This window comes from Streptomyces vastus, assembly GCF_039532825.1.
Taxonomy (GTDB): domain Bacteria; phylum Actinomycetota; class Actinomycetes; order Streptomycetales; family Streptomycetaceae; genus Streptomyces; species Streptomyces vastus.
Map to the genome: position 1 here is coordinate 213177 of NZ_BAAASJ010000113.1, position 17369 is coordinate 230545.

Below are 17369 nucleotides of genomic sequence, written 5' to 3' on the forward strand. Positions count from 1 at the left end.
CTGCGGGTGCGTCGTGGCTGGTCGCTCCCCCACTCTCGACTTCGCTCGAGCGGGGGGGACCCCCATCGCGGCGGAGCCGCATATGTCACAGCCCCGCGCCCCTAAGCGGCCTACGGCTCCTCAGGGGCGCGATACCGCATCAACTAGCCCAGCACCGGCGCCAGTTCGACCCTGTCGATGTTCGGTGCCCAAGCCGACGCGTTGCCGAACGTCACCGTGTTCGTGCCCTTCGTCAGGTCGACCGGGACGCCGAGCGTCCAGTAGTCGTCCCAGCTCCAGGTGTTCTTGAAGGTCACCTTCCTGGTCGTACCGCCGACCGTGACGTCCGCCGTGCGGGACATGATGTCCGTGTTGTAGGCGTGGCCGTTGTCGCGGCGGTCGTTGTTGGCGTACGAGATGAGCAGGATGTAGCGGCCCCCTTCGGGGGCGTCGACCGTGAACTGGGCCGTACTGGCCGCGGAGTTGCCCAGCCAGCCGATGTACGAGCCCGCCGAGGCGTACGACGAGGACTCGAGGCGTGCTCCCCCGGCCAGGGTCGCGTCGGCGCCCTCGTATGCAAGCGTGCCCGAGGACGAGCCCGTCCCCGACACGTCCAGCGAGCGCAGTCCGACGCCCGAACCGGTCGCCGTCACACGGTTGTTGCCCGCGACCAGGTACAGCCGGAGCGCCCGGTCGGGCGGTGCAGTCACCGACTGGCCGTGCAGGGACAGCTTCACGGCCGCCGAGGCCCGCGAGGTCAGCGTGTAGTAGCCGTCACGCGGCGCGTACACGTCGAAGACCGCCTTGTCGCCGGAGCCGAGCCGCAGGGTTCCCGTTCCGGTGCCGGCCGAACTCCCGTAGTCGTACACCGGCTTGCCCGAGATGTCCGCGAGCGTCGCCTCGTACTGCACCGAAGGCGTGCTGCTCGCCGTCAGGTCGACGCGGTCCAGCGTCACCTCCTTGCTGTCCTTGGCCAGCGTCAGCGTGTGGCTGCCCGCGGTGAGGGAGACGGGGACGGTCTTCAGGGCGCGGTACGTCCAGTTCTCCGTGGAGGGATACGTCACTGTCGTCGTCGTGCCGCCGTCCACGGAGAGCTTCTGGGTGGACGGCGTCCCGCTCTGGTTGCCGTACAGGATCCCCAGGTCGTACGTCCCCGTGCGCGGCACCGAGACCGTGAAGTCCACCTTGCTGGAGGCGGTGTTGAGCGAGCCGACGTCCTTGGTGCCGGAGGCGGCGTACCCGTTGGCGTTGGAGACCGTGCCCTGGGTGTAGACCTGGCCGCCGGTGATCGCCGCGTCCTCCGCCTCGTACGACGCCGACCAGGGGACGGACGGCGCGGCCGGCGTGCCGGACCCTGCCGGGGTGAGGACGACGCGGTACGCCGACATCTTCCGCATGCCGGTGAGCGGAACGGTGACCGTGCCGTCGGAGGCCACGTTCAGCTTCACGCGCTTGAGTACCCGAGGTGCCGGGTGCCCGCCCTCGTACCCCGACCAGGCCGCCTCCGCCACGGTCGCGGTGACCGAGCGGCCGAAGACCCGCCGGTCGACGCTCTTGACGACGACGTCCGCGTCGCCCGCCGCGCCGCCGAGCACCACCTGCGCCTGCCGGCGATTCGTGTCGTACGAGGCGAGACCCTGGAGCGTGTCGATGGTGTTGGCCTGCGGCGGGGTCACCTCGACGGTGTCGCCGGTCAGACCCGCGTACCAACGGAACAGCCACCAGCCGCCGTTGGGGATGTTCGTACGCACGACGTTGCCGTCCATGTTGCCGGCGGCGTCCCAGTAGGCCTGGTTGGCATACACCTTGTTCCGCTCGAACATCGAGACCCACTGCACGAGTTGCCCCGGCACGGACAGGTCGCGGCGGTTGGCGTACTCATCGATGTTGATCTTCAGCGGTGCGATGTCCAACTCGCGCTCGATCGCCCGGTAGTTGTCGTAGTGCCCCTGGAAGTCCCGCAGCGATCCGGAGCCGAGCTCGTGCCAGGTCATGATCTGGGGCAGTACGTTCTCGCGCTTGGCGAAGGCGAGGAAGTCCGTCAACAGGCGTGTGTGGTACGCGGCTTCGTTCGGGCCCGCGATCCTGGCATCGGGGTCGATCGCGCGGATCCGCTGGTACACCGTCTTCCAGTCCTGGAAGAACCGGTCGCGGTTCTTCTCGTACGTCGCCTGGTCGGAGACGCCCAGGTTGTACCAGATCTGGTCGGGCTCGTTGAACGGGATGTAGACGAAGCGGTCGCTGTTCGGGGCGGCCGACACCTCCTTGACGATCTTGTCGACCTTGGGGAGGTAGTCGTCGATGCCGAGGTCCTCGTACGGCCACTTGGCGTAGATGTCCTGCATCATCACGTTGATCTCGCCGCCGCCGTTGCGGAAGAAGGACTTGGAGACGGTGATGGCGTCGCCGTTGGGGTGCTGGGCACCGCCCTCCGGCTTCTGCGAGATGCTGGTGATCTTCAGGGGTTCCAGCGCGGCGTCGCTGGGCACGCCGTCGTCGCTGAGCCCGTACAGCGCGCCGTTCGCGCCGCGCATCACCGGCCCCTCGGAGGCGGCGAGGTCGACGGAGAGGCGGGGGGCCGCCCGTTCCGCCCCCTGGGCCGTGGACATCTGGGCCGCCGACATGGCCCCTCCCATCAGTGCGAGCGTGAGGGCCGTTGCGGCCCATCGTCTGGTGCGCGTTCTCCGAGTCAATTCACGACTCCCGGACTCTTGTGTGAACGGTCACATCAGCGCATGATTCTCCCGCAGCCGTACCATCTGTCAACACCTGTCACAGCACTTGATTCATGGAGTGACCGTTCACATGAGGAGCGTTCAGGAGCCGACCATCCGGGATGTCGCCCGCGCGGCCGGCGTCTCGTACCAGACCGTCTCGCGCGTCATCAACGGCAACGAACGCGTCGCCGAAGCCACCCGCCGGCGGGTGCAGACCGCGATCGGCGAACTCGGCTACCGGCCCAACCGGGCCGCGCGTGAACTCGCCGGCAAGGCGGTCCGCTCGCTGACCGTGCTCACCTCCGACACCTCCCTGTACGGCAACGCGACGGCCCTGCGTGGCATCGAGGAGGCCGCGCGCACGGCGGGGTTCGCGGTGTCGATCAGCGTGCTCGACCGGCACGCGGCCCCGGACGCCGAGGAGTTGCGGGCCCGGCTGGTACGCCCGGGCGAGCCCATGATCGTCATCGCCTTCGACGCGGCGGGCGCCCGCGCGCTGGAGCTGCTGCCTGCGGACGTACCGGTGACGGCGCTGGTCGAGCGGCCACCGGGCGACGACCCGGACCCCCGGCACGTATGGCTCGACGACCGCCTCGCCGCCACCCGCGCCACCCGCCATCTGCTCGGCCTGGGCCATCGCACCGTGCACTGCCTCGCACTTCCGTCGTCCACGGCACGCACGGCCCAGCGGACGGAAGGCTGGCTGGACGCCTTGCGGGAAGCGGGAGTTGACGCGCCCGCGCCGGTCGAGGGCGGCTGGACGCCGCGCTCCGGTCACCTGGCGGCGCGCACGCTGCTGGATCGCCACCCCGACGCCACCGCCGTCCTGTGCGGCAACGACGACCTGGCGCTCGGGATGCTGCGGGCGGCACGGGAGGCGGGGCGCCGGGTGCCGGACGAGCTGAGCGTCGTGGGCTTCGACGACACGCCCGCGTCCGCGTATCTCGCTCCGGCGCTGACCACGGTACGGCTGGACTTCGAGGGGCTCGGGCGTACGAGTTTCGGCCTGCTGCATCGTCTGCTGGATCCGTCGGCTCCGGGGCAGGAGCCGTGTGCGGAGCCGGAGCTGATCGTGCGGGAGAGTTCGGGGCCGGGTGGCACAGGTAGCGGTTGACTTGTTGACATCGGGAACAGCGCATCAGGGCATGAGTCATCAGGGCTGTCGCGGGGGGATTGAGTGACGCAGGAGCACGGCAACGGCGTACGGCACTATCGCTGGGGGCATTCGGATCTCACCGTCGACTTCGATTTCGGCGGGGCTGGTGGGGCAGATGAGACCGGCGGGCCCAGCGGTGCCGCTTGGGCCGCTGGTGTCGGCGGGATCTCGCCTCGGCTGCTGCGGGTGGCGCGGCCCGGCGATCCGGAGCCGAAGGATGAGGATGCCGAGGTCCACGCCGCGTTGCCACTGGTCGACGTCGTGCCGGCCGGTGAGGGCACGGGATTCTCGGGGCCGCGGTTCACGGGGACGGCGCTCGGACAGCGGCTGAGGTACCGGGCGCACGAGGCTGCGTACGACGACGGCTGGCATCGTCTGATCGTCGAACTCCACGACCCGGCAAGCGAGTTGGTGGTCTTCGCGGAGTATGCCTCGCCCGACGGGGTATCTGTGCTGCGCTCCCGGGTACGGCTCCGCAACGACGGCTCCGCGCCGGTCACCCTGCGCTCGGTCAGCAGTCTGCTGCTGGGCGCCCTGCCGTCCCCCGACGACCTGCTCGTGTTCCGGGCGCGCAACGACTGGCTCGCCGAGTGCCGTTGGTACGCCGAGCCGCTGCGGGCGTCCGTGCCCGACATCGGCCGGGACGTCCACGAGCACGACAGCCGGGCCTCGGTACGCCTCGCCGGGCGGGGCAGCTGGCCCACCGACGGGCACCTGGCGATGGGCGCCCTCAACCACCGTACGGACGAACGCAGTTGGCTGTGGCAGATCGAGTCCGCGGCGAGCTGGTCCTGGGAGGCGGGGGAAGCCGGCGGGCACACGTACCTGACGCTCGGCGGGCCGGCCTCGGACGAGCACGGCTGGCGTGAAGTCCTGGAGCCCGGCGGGGAGTTCAGCAGCGAGTGGGGGGCGCTGGCCCTCGGCACCTGCTTCGACGGAGCGCTGGCCGCGCTGACTACGTACCGGAGACTCGTCCGCCGTCCGCACCCCGATCACGAACGGCTCCCCGTCATCTTCAACGACTACATGAACACGTTGATGGGCGACCCGACCACCGAGAAGCTGCTGCCGCTGATCGACGCGGCGGCCTCGGCCGGGGCGGAGTACTTCTGCATCGACGCCGGCTGGTACGACGACTCCGCGGGCTGGTGGGACAGCGTCGGCGCCTGGCTGCCGTCCTCCGGGCGCTTTCCCGGCGGGGGGCTCGGAGCGGTGCTCGACCGTATCCGCTCGCGCGGGATGGTGCCGGGGCTGTGGCTGGAGCCGGAGGTCGTGGGCGTCCGCAGCGCCGTCGCGCGCGAGCTGCCGGACGAGGCGTTCCTGCGCCACGACGGCGGTGCCCGGGTCACCGAACAGGGCCGCCACCAGCTGGACCTGACGCATACTGCGGCCCGCGCCCACCTCGACGAGGCGGTGGACCGGATCGTCGGCGAGTGGGGTGTGGGCTATCTGAAGCTGGACTACAACATCACCACGTCCGTGCCGGGGCTGCTCTCGCATACGCGGGCGTGGCTGTCCTGGCTGTCGTCGGTGCTGGACCGCCACCCGTCGCTGGTGATCGAGAACTGCGCGTCCGGCGGTATGCGCATGGATGGCGCTTCCCTCGCCGTCGCCCAGCTGCAGTCCACGTCGGACCAGCAGGATCTGCTCCGCTATCCCCCCATCGCGGCTGCGGCGCCGACGGCTGTGCCGCCGGAACAAGGGGCGGTGTGGGCGTATCCGCAGGCCGAGTTCTCGGATGACGAGATCAACTTCACGTTGGGTACGGCGTTGCTCGGGCGGGTGCATCTGTCGGGGCATCTTGACCGGATGTCGGCGGAGCAGCTGTCGCTGGTACGGGACGCTGTGGCGACCTACAAGTCGATCCGGGGTGACCTGCGGTCGGCGTTGCCGTTCTGGCCGGTCGGGTTGCCGGGGTGGACGGACGAGTGGGTGGCGTTGGGGATGCGGGTGCCGGATGCGGCGGTGATGTATCTGTCGGTGTGGCGCAGGGGTGGGGAAGGCGAACGGACGCTGCCCTTGCCGCACCTCGCCGGCCGCGACGGCGTGCGGGTGGAGGTCCTGCATCCGTCGGCGTCGGTTGGTACGGCGGAGTGGGACGGGGAGGCGGGGGCACTGCGGGTGGTGTTGCCGGTGGCTCCGGGGGTGCTGTTGATCCGGGTTGCTTCCCCCGGTTGTTCGTAAGCCGCGGGTTCGTGTGTGGTTGCTCGCGCCCCGCGACGGAGCCGCTGATGTCACAGCCCCGCGCCCCTTAGGTGCGTGGTGGGTCGGGGCCGTGGGCCGGCGCGTCAGCCCGTCGCAGGCCGGGCGTACGGCCCTTTGCTGGTACACGGTGCGGGTGACCTGAGACAGAACCTGAGCGACGGGCACACGACGCGCCGGCCCACGTTCCCTCCCGCCGGTGGGAGACTGCGGGAGCGTGGTGGTACGGGCTTCTCGGGGCCTGTGGCTGTACTGCATCTTCGACCGGATGCGAGGGCGCTGGACCAGGTGATCACTTTCGGGTGAACGGGCCGGAACGGGACACTGTGCCTGCGGCCTGCCTACGATGATGCTCTCGACACCAGCCCACGGGAGGAACGTGATGTCTGCAGCATCCGTCGAGCGGCCCCATGAGCACCGCCCTCTGACCGCGGAGGCCAACCGGCTCATGGACCGCAATCCGGGCTACCGCGTCGAGATCATCGGAGGCCAGATCCTCGTGAGCCGGCCACCGGACGGCCCGCACGCCGTAGCCCTGACCGATCTCATGTTGCCCTTCCTGGGCGCCGGTCTCCACGGGACGGAGTCGAGGGTGGTACAGGGAATCTGCCTGTGGCTGCCGACCGGCACCGAGGACTACGCGATCCCCGATCTCTCTCTGGTGGACGCCGACTTCCAGGACCATTACGTCGAGAACAACTGCTACGACCCCGTCTGCTTCCGCCTGGTCCTGGAAGTCACGTCCAGCAACTATCGAACCGACCTGCGCGACAAGGTGAAGGCCTACGCAAGCGCCAAGATCCCGGTCTACGTGATCGCCGACCGCAAGCACCAGCGCCTTCACGTGCTGACCGAGCCCGCCGGGGACGAGTACGAGAACCACCGCCCGTACTCCCCCGGGGAGGTCGTCACCCTGCCTGAGGAAGTCGGCGCCGAAGTCACCCTCAACGTCGAGCAGATCCTGAAGGCCGGTCGCCGGTCACCCGAAGGCTGATTGAAACGCGTCCATGCGCCCCTACCCCACCCGCCCGTAGTCGCACCCTCGGAATCAGCAGAGGGTGCGACTACGGGCGGGTGGGCCGTCCCCTCCGTCACCGGCGGTGCTGGGCAAGTCGCCGGGCCAGTACGGGAATGATCACGGCGGCGGCGACCACGTGGGACACGGCCAGGACGACCTGCGTGGACGTGGCGGTGTGCGGAGCCACGGCCGGCCCGGCGAGGGACAGGGCGGTGAGCGCGACGGTGACCACCACGAACGTACGGGCGGGGCGCTTGGCCCAGCGGGCGAGGGCCACCGCGAGGATGATCCCGGCGATCGACCAGAACACCACGCCTCCGGCGAAGCCGCCGACCGGAATCTCCGCGGCCTCCTTGGCCCCTGGACTGGCCGCCTCCATCGGTACGCCGACGGCGCGAGCGATCAGCGCGAACACTTCGGTGACGACGGCACCGGCGAGGGTGGCCAGGACTCCGACCAGCCATACGGGCCGTGTGGAAAGGGACCGGGTCGAGGAGGGGGAGGACTGGGCGATGGTCTGGGGCGTGGTCGCGGTCATGGCTCGGGCTCCTGTTTGTCGTACGGGGGTTGGTGTGCCTTTCATGGGTGTAGACCGAGGAGCGCCACAGAACTGAGCGGTGACGGGCGGACTTTTGAGAAGCGGTGGGCTCGGGGCGAGAAACCCGACGTCAACAGCCCCGCCCTCGCCAGTCCCCGCCTTCGATGAGCTTGCCGCGCGCTCGAAGTCGAGCTGCCACGGCAGGTGCGGCCACGTACACCCAGGCGGTCTCGACACGCGTACCGTCCCCGACCCTCACCTCCCGGGCCACGCGTTCGTACAGGTTGGCTGGATCTCCCGGCGCGTAGTCCTCCAACCGGTCGAGGACGAGCAGGAGTTGGCCGTACCGCTGCGGCGAGGGAGTGATCAGCTCGCCGCACACCACGCCCCCGGGCTCCTCGACGACGTACGGATAACCGGGCCCTTCGTACAGCACCGCCCCCACCAACCGCCCGGGCACCTCGGAAACGGTGCGCCCGAGGAGGAAGAGATCGTGGTTGGGCTCGCCGGGCCGCAGCGTCCCGTACACGAAGAAGGGCAGACGGCTCACCCCGCCGTCTCCTGCTCCAGCCACTCCAGATACGCCGCGCTCCCCCGCACGATCGGCGTGGCGATGATCTCCGGCGTGTCGTAGTCGTGCGCCTCGCGCAGATACACCTCCAGCTCCGCGTACCGCGTTTCCGTGGTCTTGAAGAGCACCTGCCACTCGGAGGCGGTCTCGATCTCGCCCTTCCACCGGTAGACGGACGTCACCGGCCCGGAGACCTGCGCGCAGGCGGCGACTCGCGCCGCGACCGCGCCCCGCGCGAGCGCGTCCGCCTTCTCCGGGGCGTCCGTCGTGGTCAGGACGGTGAGCCAGTCGGGCATGGCCATGATCGATCTCCTTTGCAGACCTTCGCAGAACGATTCTCACTCCTCACACGTACGGTCGCTTCGGGCTTGCGTCCGGGCGACGGCCGTACGTCGGGCGACGCGGGCGTCACACGGGTGTCCGTCCCTGCGTACTCCATGACCTTGCTGACTCGCTCACAGCCCGGGAACGAGCCTGACCACGGTCACGGTCAGTACGGATCCCGAGACGTAGTAGAGAACGATGGCACCGAGGACGGTCGCCTCCCGCCGGTCTCGTTCGCCTCTGACGGCGGTCGATCCGTGGCCGTACGGATCTCGGCCGATAGTCCGCCCCATGGCATCCCTGAACGCTTCGGCATTCCGCATCTTGGCCAGGGTGTCGTCGGCGGGCGGCGCGTAGGTGAAGAACCCCACCGGCCCGTCCCTCCACCTCCACCCCACCACCTGGACCGCCTTCCAAACCGCCCTGCTCACCAAGCAGTTGACGACAGGACCCCTCACACTGAGCTTTTCCAACCTCGCCAGGGGTGCCGGGGTGAGTCACCCTGGAGCCGGTGGCCGGATGCCCTCACGGCAGGTGCCACCGCAAGCCCAGGAGCCGACCATCACACGATCGAGCTAAACCGGCCTCGCATGCACCCCCGACCGAACAGTTCAAACCCTACGACGCCAGGCGGGCCGTGGTGACGAAGAAGGTCGCCGTCGCGGTGAAGGCGTTCCGGCGAGAGATATCGCTCAGGTCGTCCTTCCAGCGCGCCGCCGCCTCCTCGCTGACGGCGCCTTGGGCGAGAGCCGCCGTCAGGGCCGGCTCCAGTACCACGTCGAACGCGGACGCGTGGTCGTTCAGGGCCGCCATGACGGGAACGACCTCGATGTCGGTGAATCCCGCGTCGGCGAGGTGGTAGGCGCTGCGGGTGCCGGCGTGGGGATTCGGGACGGCTGAGCAGAACGCGTCCTTGACCGCGTCGGTCGTCTCCGAGATCCGCGAACTCAGCACCATCGACCCGAGATCAGGATCCGCGAGAACGATTGTCCCGCCCGGCCTCAGCACCCTGCGGGCCTCGGCCAGTGCCTCGGCGGGATCGCCGAAGTGGAGGAAGGTCCGCTCGGACCGGTACCACGACAGTTCACCGTCCTCGAACGGCAGCTCGAAGGCGCTGCCCCTGACGACGCGACAGTGCGGGAACCTGGCCAGGGCCGCGTCAACCATGGCCTGGCTGCTGTCGACCCCCACGGCGTCCTTTCCGAGCCGTACGAGATCCGCGACGGCGCGGCCGGCGCCGCACCCGATGTCCGCTCCCTTGCCCTCGGCGGCCTCCAGGGCGCGGTAGGTGACTTCCCGCACTGCGCGGCCGCTCTCGCTCTCCTCCATCTTCCGCAGATAGGCGATGAAGTCGTCGGGGACGCCGGACGAGTCGACGTCGTGGAAGCGTGCGGCAAGGCTTTCGGCGGTGCGTGGTCCGGTGGTGTCCACGTGCTGCTGTCTCCCGTCAGGGGGTGCCTGATGCTTCAGTGCAGGTGGCGCTTGTCGATGAGCCAAATCAGCTTACGGGAGTTGACGGCGAGTCCGGAGGGCTGGACGCATTTCCCCTGTCACCTTGGTCGACCCCGCCTCGACGTTCCTCTCACGGATACGGACCTATGTAGGGTCGGAACAGGGCCTGGTAGTCAAGTCGCCCGGGGATGATTCTCCCGGGCGACCCGAACCTCTTAGTCAGCTGAGCGGAGCTGAAGCCGCTCCCGGAGCAGGTTTTTCCGCACCTTGCCGGTCTCGTTGCGCGGCAGTTCGGGCAGGAGTTCCAGGCGGGATGGCAGGCACCATTCGCTCATGCCGAGCCCGCCGAGCCAGTCGCGCAGGCCCTCGAGGGTGGGCGTCCGCTCCCCCGGGACGACGACCGCGCAGGCCAGCTCGCCGCCGTGGCCGTCCGGGTAGCCGACCAGGGCGACATCCCGTACGTCGGGGTGGTCCAGCAGTGCCGACTCGACGTCACTGACCGGGATCATGATGACGCCGATCCGGTCTTCGGCACGGCCGTGCAGCCGGATGCCGCCGTGGCCGTCCGGTGCCGCGAGGTCACCGGTGTCGTACCAGCCGTCGTTGTGCTCGGCGAGCACGGTCAGTCGACCGTCGTCCCGGCCCCAGGTGGCCAGACACAGCGAAGGGCCGCGGACGAAGAGACGCCCGGGTTGGTCGTCGCTGATCGGGTGGTCGGCCCGCAGGTCGATCTCGTGGCCCGGGGCGGGGCGCCCGACGGTGCGTCCAGCCAGGTCCGGGTGTTCTCCGGAGCGGGTGAAGACATTGGCGCCCTCAGTCATACCCCACCCCACGTCCAGCGGGATTCCGAAGGTCTCGGTCACCCGCCTGAGCAGCGGCTGCGGGACCGTGGTGCCTCCCGCGCGGATGAGCCGCACGGTGGGCAGCCGCAGCGAGGTGCGTTCCATCGCGTCGATCAGGGTGGAGAGGAAGACGGGGACGATGACTATCCAGCTGACGTGGGCCTCGGCCAGGAAGGGAATGACGGCCTCCGGCTCCCAGCGGTCCGTCACGACCGCGCAGGCCCCGCGGTGCAGCGGCATGAAGATGCCCATGGTGAGGCCGACGATGTGCGTCGCCGCGTTCGGTGAGTAGACGCGGCTGTCGGGGCCGATGCCGTCGGCGGCTGCGACGGGGGCGTACCAGGCGTAGCAGGTGTTCATGGTGTGCAGCACGGCCTTCGGCTCGCCGGAGGTACCCGAGGTGAACAGCACCAGGGAGACCCGGTCCGGGTCCACGACGGACGGATCCGGCAGGGTGCCGTGCTCTGTGTGCTCGAAGTACTCGCGGAAGTCGACTTCCCCGTCCGCGGTCCGCTCGCCGAGCACCACACGGTGGCGCAGTGCGGGCAGCCGGGGTGCCATCTCGGCCAGCGCTGCGGCGTGCTCGAAGTTGTCCCACCGATCGATGGTCACGCAGACGACGGCATCCAGTCGGCGGAGCATCCGCTCCAGCTCACGGGGGCGGAACGCGCACATGATCGGCGCGGCGACGGCCCCGAGCCGGGCGCAGGCCAGTACCAGCGGTCCGACCTGCCAGAGGTTCGGCAACTGCATCGCGACGACCTGACCGCTGCGCACCCCCAGCGCGTGCAATGCGCCGGCGAAGCGGTCCACATACTCGGCGTACTGCGCGTAGCTCAGCTGTAGGAGGCCCCGGCCGGCCTCCGACACAAGAAGGGCGGGGGCGTCGGGAGTCTCGGCACGCCACCGCGCCAGGTCGTCCAGGATGGTGCCGGCGCGCCAGAGGTCCTCCTTGCGGTACTGCTCCACGGTGGTGGCGGATGGGCGTAACGTGGTGATCGGGTTCACAATTTTCACTTCCAATATATATATTCCGTTTTATTCCGTCGGAGCAGCCCTTAGTGCCCCGGTCCGGCGCCTCCGTACCAGCGGCCGGTCCTGGGCGGTGCCCGCGTTAACGACCAGGACGGTGACCGGACCGTGGGCCGACTCGGCCTCCTTGAATGCCTGGTCCACCTGCTGACCGTCCGTCACATCGCACCGAACGGAAGGCGCGGTTGGCATCCTTCGCCAGTTGCGGCAGTCGCAGTGAACGGGCCAGCGAGCGTGCCGCCTCGGACTGGGGCCGGTCATTCCCGGCCCAGCCCGTCGCGCCAGCTCGGCCGCAGCGGCTTCCAGCCCAGCGCCGTACGGGCCCGGTCGTTGGCCGCGCCGCGCGCCGCGGTGAGCTGATGGGCCATGAACCAGCCGAGCAGCCGGGGCGCGAGGTCCGCCGGGATCGTACGAGGGGACGGGCCGGCCAGCACCTGGGCGTAGTGAGGCAGCCACTGCGCGGCCGGGGCCGGGTCGTCGTCCGTCACATGGAACACCCCGATGACCTCCGATTCGACGGCAGCGACCGTGGCCCCCACGGCGTCCTCTACGTGCAGGTACGACGTGATCCCGGTGCCGTCCCCGGGCAGCGGAAGCTGTCCGGCCAGCACTGCCTGGGCAGCCCCGCCAGTACGGGCATACATGGTGCCGGGGCCGTACAGCGTGCCGTACCGCAGCACCACGCCGGCGAGCGGCCCGCTGTCCAGAACCAGCCGCTCCAGCTCCGCGACGGCCCGTACGGTGGCGGCCCAGCCCGGGTCGGGGGCGTCCACGTACAGCGGCGCGTCCTCGTCGAGGACCGGATCCCCGGCCGGGGCGGCGGCGAAGGCGATGGACTGCGCGACCAGCCGCCGCGCACCGGCCGCCCGGGCCGCCTCGATGAGGTTGGCGGTGCCCTCGGTACGCAGCCGCGCGGTCAGCGCGAAGGCCGCCACGGGGTCGTCGCCCAGCAGCCGCAACGCCGACATCTGATGGACGACCACCTCGGGCCGGGCGGCCGACACCGCCGCCAGCAGGGCCTCACGGTCGAGGGCGTCCGCGACCACGATGCTGTCCGCCTCCGGGGTCCGCTCCCGCGATTCCTGGCGTACCAGCGCGCTCACCTCGTGGCCCCGTGCCCGCAGCGCGCCCACCAGGGGGTGCCCGATCACTCCGGTGGCCCCGGCGACGAGAATACGCATGGTTCAGTCCTCCGTATCGGTAGAGAGGGGAGTGGCGACCCGCATCAAACGAAATAGTTGGCCAGTTTTCAGCATGAGTAATGCGCCTTTCCCGGCCCAGCGGCCGCACGGCAAGGTCCGGCAGCGACTTCGAGCGAAATATTACGGAAAGCCGAGCCACTGCATCCCGTCGCCTCTGCCCGAAAAGCGATGGTCGTATAACTTTCAAGCTCTGCCACGCATCAGCATTCCCCCCGCGATCACTCGTTGACAAGGCGAAGCCGCTGGTAAATTTTTATGCCAACTGCCGCATGATTATTGATAAGAAATCGACAGGAATTCCAGCCTTGACGACGCCGAGCAGGGATGTTCATGGGCTGTTGTGATGCGCAGAGGGGCGCTTGTTCTTTCCCGCCCGTGCGGCCTCCTCCCGGTCAAAACGGACGAGTCCATGGAGCACGGTGATGATCGCGCGGGGCATTCGGCTGCGAAATCGAACCAGACCGACTCCGTCCCCTATGAGTGAGCCGTCCCGGGAGCCTGGATCAGCAGCTCGGCAACCGTGCCCGGTCACGCGAACGCCGGCATGATCCGCTCCTGAATGAGGCGGAGCTGCGTGTTCACGTCAGCCACGTCCGTGAGGTCGCGGCCGGTGAAGGCCTTGACGAGGGTGCGGTCGGTGATGGCGCAGATCATGTGGTTCACGCCGGTGGGGGCGATCTCTCGCTGGATTTTCTGCAGGCATTCCTCGGGGGTGCCCGCGATGGAGAGGCGTTCGGCGAGCTCCGGGGTCGTCAGCTCGATGCCGCGGGCCAGGTCACCGGCGGCGATGGCGTCGATGACCGGTTTGAGTTCGGCCGGGTCGACGCCGTTGCGGCGTAGCTGTTCCTCGGGCATCGAGGAGGCGTAGATGCCGACCATGCTGCGCGCCGCGTCCTTGGCGGCGGCGGAGTCGGGGCCGGTCGCGAAGACGACCCAGGCGCCGATGTCCAGGGACTGCCAGTCCTTGCCCGCGCGCTCCGCTCCGGCCCGGATGTGCCGCACCGCGTACTCGTACGCCTCGCGGGTGTAGCTCAGCGCATGATGGCAGCCGTCGGACAACTCCCCCGCCGCTTCGAAGGACTTGGGCCCGCGCATCGCACCGAGCTTCAGCGGCACCCGGCGCTGGACGGGTCGCGCGAACGTGAACAGCCCTTCGTACGAGAAGAATTCACCGTCGTACGAGACCGCCCCCTCGTCCAGCAGCGTGCGCACCACATGCAGCGCTTCCTTGACCCGGGACAGCGGGCGGGTGCGGGCCCAGTCGATCTTGTACTGGGCCAGCAGTCCGAAGTTGCCGCTGGAGAGCACGGCCTCCGCGCGTCCGTCGGACAGTTCGTCGAGTGTGGCCACGGCCTGCGCGATCAGGGTCGGTTCGCGGAGGGTTACCGGGGAGACGCTCGGGCCCAGGCGGATTCGGCTGGTCCGGCCGGCGGCCGCCGCGAAGAGCAGCCACAGATCCTTGTGCCAGGTCTCGTCGGCGGCATAGCAGGCGTGGAAGCCGAGTTCGTCGGCGAGGGCGATGGACTCCAGTGACTCCGTGAGCGGATAGTCGGGGAGCATCGCGTAACTGAACTTCACGAATGTCACCTTCCGAGGAGGGGACGGCGGTCAGTACGGGTGTCCCCACGAGGATGGGAAAACGGCGCCCAACAGTCCAGCGTTTTCAAGCCCGTTGACTATCCTTCGTCCCGTGCCGCCATCGTGAAGCCCGCCTCCGTCAGTACCGTCGCCGCCACCCCGCGGCCGACCCGACTGAGGCCTGTCAGCAGGTGGTCGCAGTCGATGAGGGCGGAGCCCGCTTGTTCTTCTGCCAGGGCGATGGCCTTGCGGGAGTAGGGAGTCCAGGCGATCCGTTCGGCGGCTTGTGAGGCGCCCATGCTCAAGTGGGCCTCGACCGAGCGGTGCACGACGTCGGGGGCGACACCGGACGCATCGAGGAGCCGGGTGGCGTTGTTGGGCTTCGCGGTGAGGCCCCACAACAGGTGCTCGGTGCCTATGTAGTTGTTGCGGTGCTGTACCGCGGCCCGCTTGACGTGGGTCATCGCCTCACGAAGGTCGTCGGTCATCGTCTCGGGGGCGTATCGCTTGTGGGGTGCGTGAAAGCGCTGCTGCACCGCCTGCCGGGTGACGCCCAGGGCGGCGCCGATGTCGGTCCACGAGCAGCCGTGCATCCGGCAGTGCTCGACATAGTCCTCGACCAAGTCGTCTGCCAGGGCCTGCAGTTGGCCGGAAAGCTGCGCGGCCACGGTCAGCAGGGCGAGCCAGTCGGGCTGCTCCGCTGCGCCGCCGGGCCGGTGTGCGGTGTCGCAGGTGCGGTCGACTTCCGCGATGAGTTCGTCCAGGTCTGGAAGAGCCATGAGGCAAGTACGCCTTGACAATCCCGAACTGTCAAGGCGCACTTGCCTATCCCCTGGCGCGAGGGGCGGAAACTCGTCACCCCGCGTACGGCCGCGCCCCCTTCGCCTCTTTCAACGTCCTTCCCCACCACACCAGTTGGTCCAGCATCCCTTTCGCTGCGGCTTCCGGGGCCGCCGGATCCCTGTGGCGGCCCTCGTCGTCGAAGTGGGCGCCCGCGTTGTGGAAGGAGACCGTGTCGCGGACGGTGACGGCGTGAAGTTCGGCGAAGACCAGGCGGAGGTGCTCGACGGCGCGGAGGCCGCCGGAGAGTCCGCCGTACGAGACGAAGGCGACGGGCTTGGCGCGCCACTCGGTGTAGTGCCAGTCGATGAGGTTCTTCAGCGGTGCCGGGAACGAGTGGTTGTACTCGGGCGTGAGGACCACGAAAGCATCGGCGTCGGCGAGCTTCGGCCCGACCTTGGCGAGCTCGGCGGTCACCTCGGCGGACGGCGAGTAGGACAGGGCCGTCGGCAGTCGCACGTCGGCGGCGTCGACGACATCGGCCTCGATGTCGTCGTGCTCACGGATGCGGCTCAGCAGCCAATCGGCGACCACGGGCCCGAATCGGCCCTCCCGGTTACTGCCGATGATCAGGGCGACATGGATGGGTACGTCGGTGATGGATTGATCAGTAGCGGAGTTCATGGGGACAGGCTGATACCTCAATCAAACTTGAGGTCAAGTCCTGGCCGGGGTCACTCGACCGGACCCCCCGGTGGGGCCGTCGCCCACGAGGGTGGGTCACCCGTTCACACCCGCGCCCCACGTCCCGCGGATTCTTTTTACCCGTACGCCCGTGACCTGCCGAAACGTCACCCGCCACGTCGGCCGACGCAGCCACCCGACACCTGTTCTGACGCCTTATCAGGAGGCGTGTCGGGCGGACTGCCACTTACCTCGATAGGGCAGGGATGCGACCGAGGTGGAGGAGCGAGCACGATGCGCACACGCCGTCTGCTGACCGGTACCGCGCTGGCCCTCGCCGCCGCGGGCCTCCCCGCCGCGCCCGCGTATGCGTTCGGCGAGGACACCGGCCCGCTGGAGGTGTACCCGTCGACCGTCGCGCCCGGCGCCGAGGTCACGGTGAACACGGCTCAGTGCGGTGCGGACGGCTCGATGACGGGGGACGCGGGCGCGGTTGGCGCGGGCGCCTTCACGCTGACGCCCAGCGTGCACGAGCGGAACACGGTCGGGCGGTTCCGGGTGCCGCCGTCCGCGCAGCCGGGAACGTACGAGATCGTCGCGCGCTGTTCCAGCGGTATGCGGCTGTCGGGAGACCTGAGGGTCGCGCTGGCCCACGCGGAGGGGGCCGAGAAGGGCGCCGGGGAACCGGTGCGCCCGAGAGGAAGCGTGAAGACGGGGGTCGGTGGTGCGGTCGGCCCCGGCCCCGTGCGGACCGCGGCGGGAGTGGCGGCGGTCGTCGTCGCCGTCGCGGGCGGTACCTGGCTCCTGCTTCGCCGGGCGAGAGGCGACGGGATCTGACGGACACCTCCGCTGTCCACCGGTACCGCTGTCCCCTCCCCCTCCGGGTCCGACGCCCCTCGCGGCTCGGTGGGGGAGGTTTTTTCTTCCCCAAGCCCGCCCCTTCCCGAAACTGGGGGCTGCGCCCCCAGGCCCCCGCCAGGGGGCGTATTCGAGGGGTCGTTGCGTCGCACCCCTTGAACTGGGGTGTTGCAACGACCACTAGAACCCAAGGGGGGTGGGGGGTGACACTGCGTGTCGCGGCTGCGGGTGCGCTGTGGCTGGTCGCGCCCCGCGGCGGAGCCGCTGATGTCACAGCCCCGCGCCCCTGAAAAGCCAAAGCCTGCGACTTCCCGCGCCCCGGGGAAGCCCGCACCCCCAACTGCCCGCAGTCTCCCACCGGCGGGAGGGGACGTGGGCCGGTGCGTCGTATGCCCGTCGCTCAGGTTCTGCTCAGGTCACCCGCACCGTGTACCAA

Annotated in this window: 15 protein-coding genes; 4 read left to right on the forward strand and 11 right to left on the reverse strand. The window is 69.4% G+C overall.

The genetic code is table 11. The features are described from left to right. Window positions 1-143: 143 nt before the first annotated feature. Window positions 144-2615 (reverse strand): CBM35 domain-containing protein, encoded by a 2472-nt coding sequence (locus ABD357_RS35800; RefSeq protein ID WP_425585147.1) that lies wholly within the window; start codon window positions 2613-2615, stop codon window positions 144-146. 169 nt (window positions 2616-2784) lie between these two features. On the opposite strand from ABD357_RS35800, the gene ABD357_RS35805 reads away from it, so the two are divergent. The 3 genes from ABD357_RS35805 to ABD357_RS35815 all read left to right on the forward strand — a co-directional run bounded on the left by ABD357_RS35805 (window position 2785) and on the right by ABD357_RS35815 (window position 7048). Further along, a complete protein-coding gene (locus tag ABD357_RS35805) occupies window positions 2785-3810 on the forward strand; it encodes a LacI family DNA-binding transcriptional regulator (RefSeq protein ID WP_344395427.1) in 1026 nt (341 codons plus the stop codon). Window positions 3811-3873: 63 nt separating this feature from the next. Continuing rightward, on the forward strand, window positions 3874-6036 hold the full coding sequence (locus tag ABD357_RS35810) for a glycoside hydrolase family 36 protein (protein ID WP_425585148.1): 2163 nt from the start codon (window positions 3874-3876) through the stop codon (window positions 6034-6036). A gap of 400 nt (window positions 6037-6436) precedes the next feature. Then, window positions 6437-7048, forward strand: a complete 612-nt coding sequence (locus ABD357_RS35815) for a Uma2 family endonuclease (RefSeq protein ID WP_344395428.1) — start codon at window positions 6437-6439, stop codon at window positions 7046-7048. 97 nt (window positions 7049-7145) lie between these two features. Here the strand turns inward: ABD357_RS35815 and ABD357_RS35820 are convergent, their stop codons facing one another. From ABD357_RS35820 to ABD357_RS35870, 10 genes are all read right to left on the reverse strand, one after another. Next, complete coding sequence (locus ABD357_RS35820) at window positions 7146-7610, reverse strand: DUF6069 family protein (protein WP_344395429.1); 465 nt, start codon at window positions 7608-7610, stop codon at window positions 7146-7148. Between the two features lie 130 nt (window positions 7611-7740). Then, entirely contained in the window at window positions 7741-8160 is a 420-nt protein-coding gene (locus ABD357_RS35825) for a gamma-glutamylcyclotransferase family protein (protein ID WP_344395430.1), read from the reverse strand. Next, entirely contained in the window at window positions 8157-8483 is a 327-nt protein-coding gene (gene cutA / locus ABD357_RS35830) for a divalent-cation tolerance protein CutA (RefSeq protein ID WP_344395431.1), read from the reverse strand. Before cutA ends, ABD357_RS35825 begins: the two co-directional genes overlap by 4 nt. Before the next feature lie 153 nt (window positions 8484-8636). Continuing rightward, window positions 8637-8828, reverse strand: coding sequence for a hypothetical protein (locus ABD357_RS35835; protein ID WP_344395520.1), 192 nt, complete (start codon window positions 8826-8828; stop codon window positions 8637-8639). A gap of 295 nt (window positions 8829-9123) precedes the next feature. Beyond that, on the reverse strand, window positions 9124-9936 hold the full coding sequence (locus ABD357_RS35840) for a methyltransferase domain-containing protein (RefSeq protein WP_344395432.1): 813 nt from the start codon (window positions 9934-9936) through the stop codon (window positions 9124-9126). Between the two features lie 236 nt (window positions 9937-10172). Beyond that, the gene (locus tag ABD357_RS35845) at window positions 10173-11816 is read right to left on the reverse strand and encodes an AMP-binding protein (RefSeq protein ID WP_344395433.1); all 1644 of its coding nucleotides are present in this window, start codon (window positions 11814-11816) and stop codon (window positions 10173-10175) included. 272 nt (window positions 11817-12088) lie between these two features. Beyond that, entirely contained in the window at window positions 12089-13012 is a 924-nt protein-coding gene (locus ABD357_RS35855) for an NAD-dependent epimerase/dehydratase family protein (protein ID WP_344395434.1), read from the reverse strand. 549 nt (window positions 13013-13561) lie between these two features. Continuing rightward, window positions 13562-14611 (reverse strand): LLM class flavin-dependent oxidoreductase, encoded by a 1050-nt coding sequence (locus ABD357_RS35860; protein WP_344395435.1) that lies wholly within the window; start codon window positions 14609-14611, stop codon window positions 13562-13564. 98 nt (window positions 14612-14709) lie between these two features. Beyond that, window positions 14710-15390 carry a Clp protease N-terminal domain-containing protein gene (locus ABD357_RS35865; RefSeq protein ID WP_344395436.1) on the reverse strand — a complete coding sequence of 227 codons (681 nt, stop codon included), beginning with the start codon at window positions 15388-15390 and terminating at the stop codon, window positions 14710-14712. A 76-nt stretch (window positions 15391-15466) separates the two neighbouring features. Further along, window positions 15467-16075: an NADPH-dependent FMN reductase gene (locus ABD357_RS35870; protein ID WP_344395437.1), complete on the reverse strand. Its 609-nt coding sequence runs from the start codon at window positions 16073-16075 to the stop codon at window positions 15467-15469. A 294-nt stretch (window positions 16076-16369) separates the two neighbouring features. Between ABD357_RS35870 and ABD357_RS35875 the strand changes: the two genes are divergently transcribed. Then, window positions 16370-16912 carry a hypothetical protein gene (locus tag ABD357_RS35875; protein ID WP_344395438.1) on the forward strand — a complete coding sequence of 181 codons (543 nt, stop codon included), beginning with the start codon at window positions 16370-16372 and terminating at the stop codon, window positions 16910-16912. Window positions 16913-17369 lie beyond the last annotated feature (457 nt).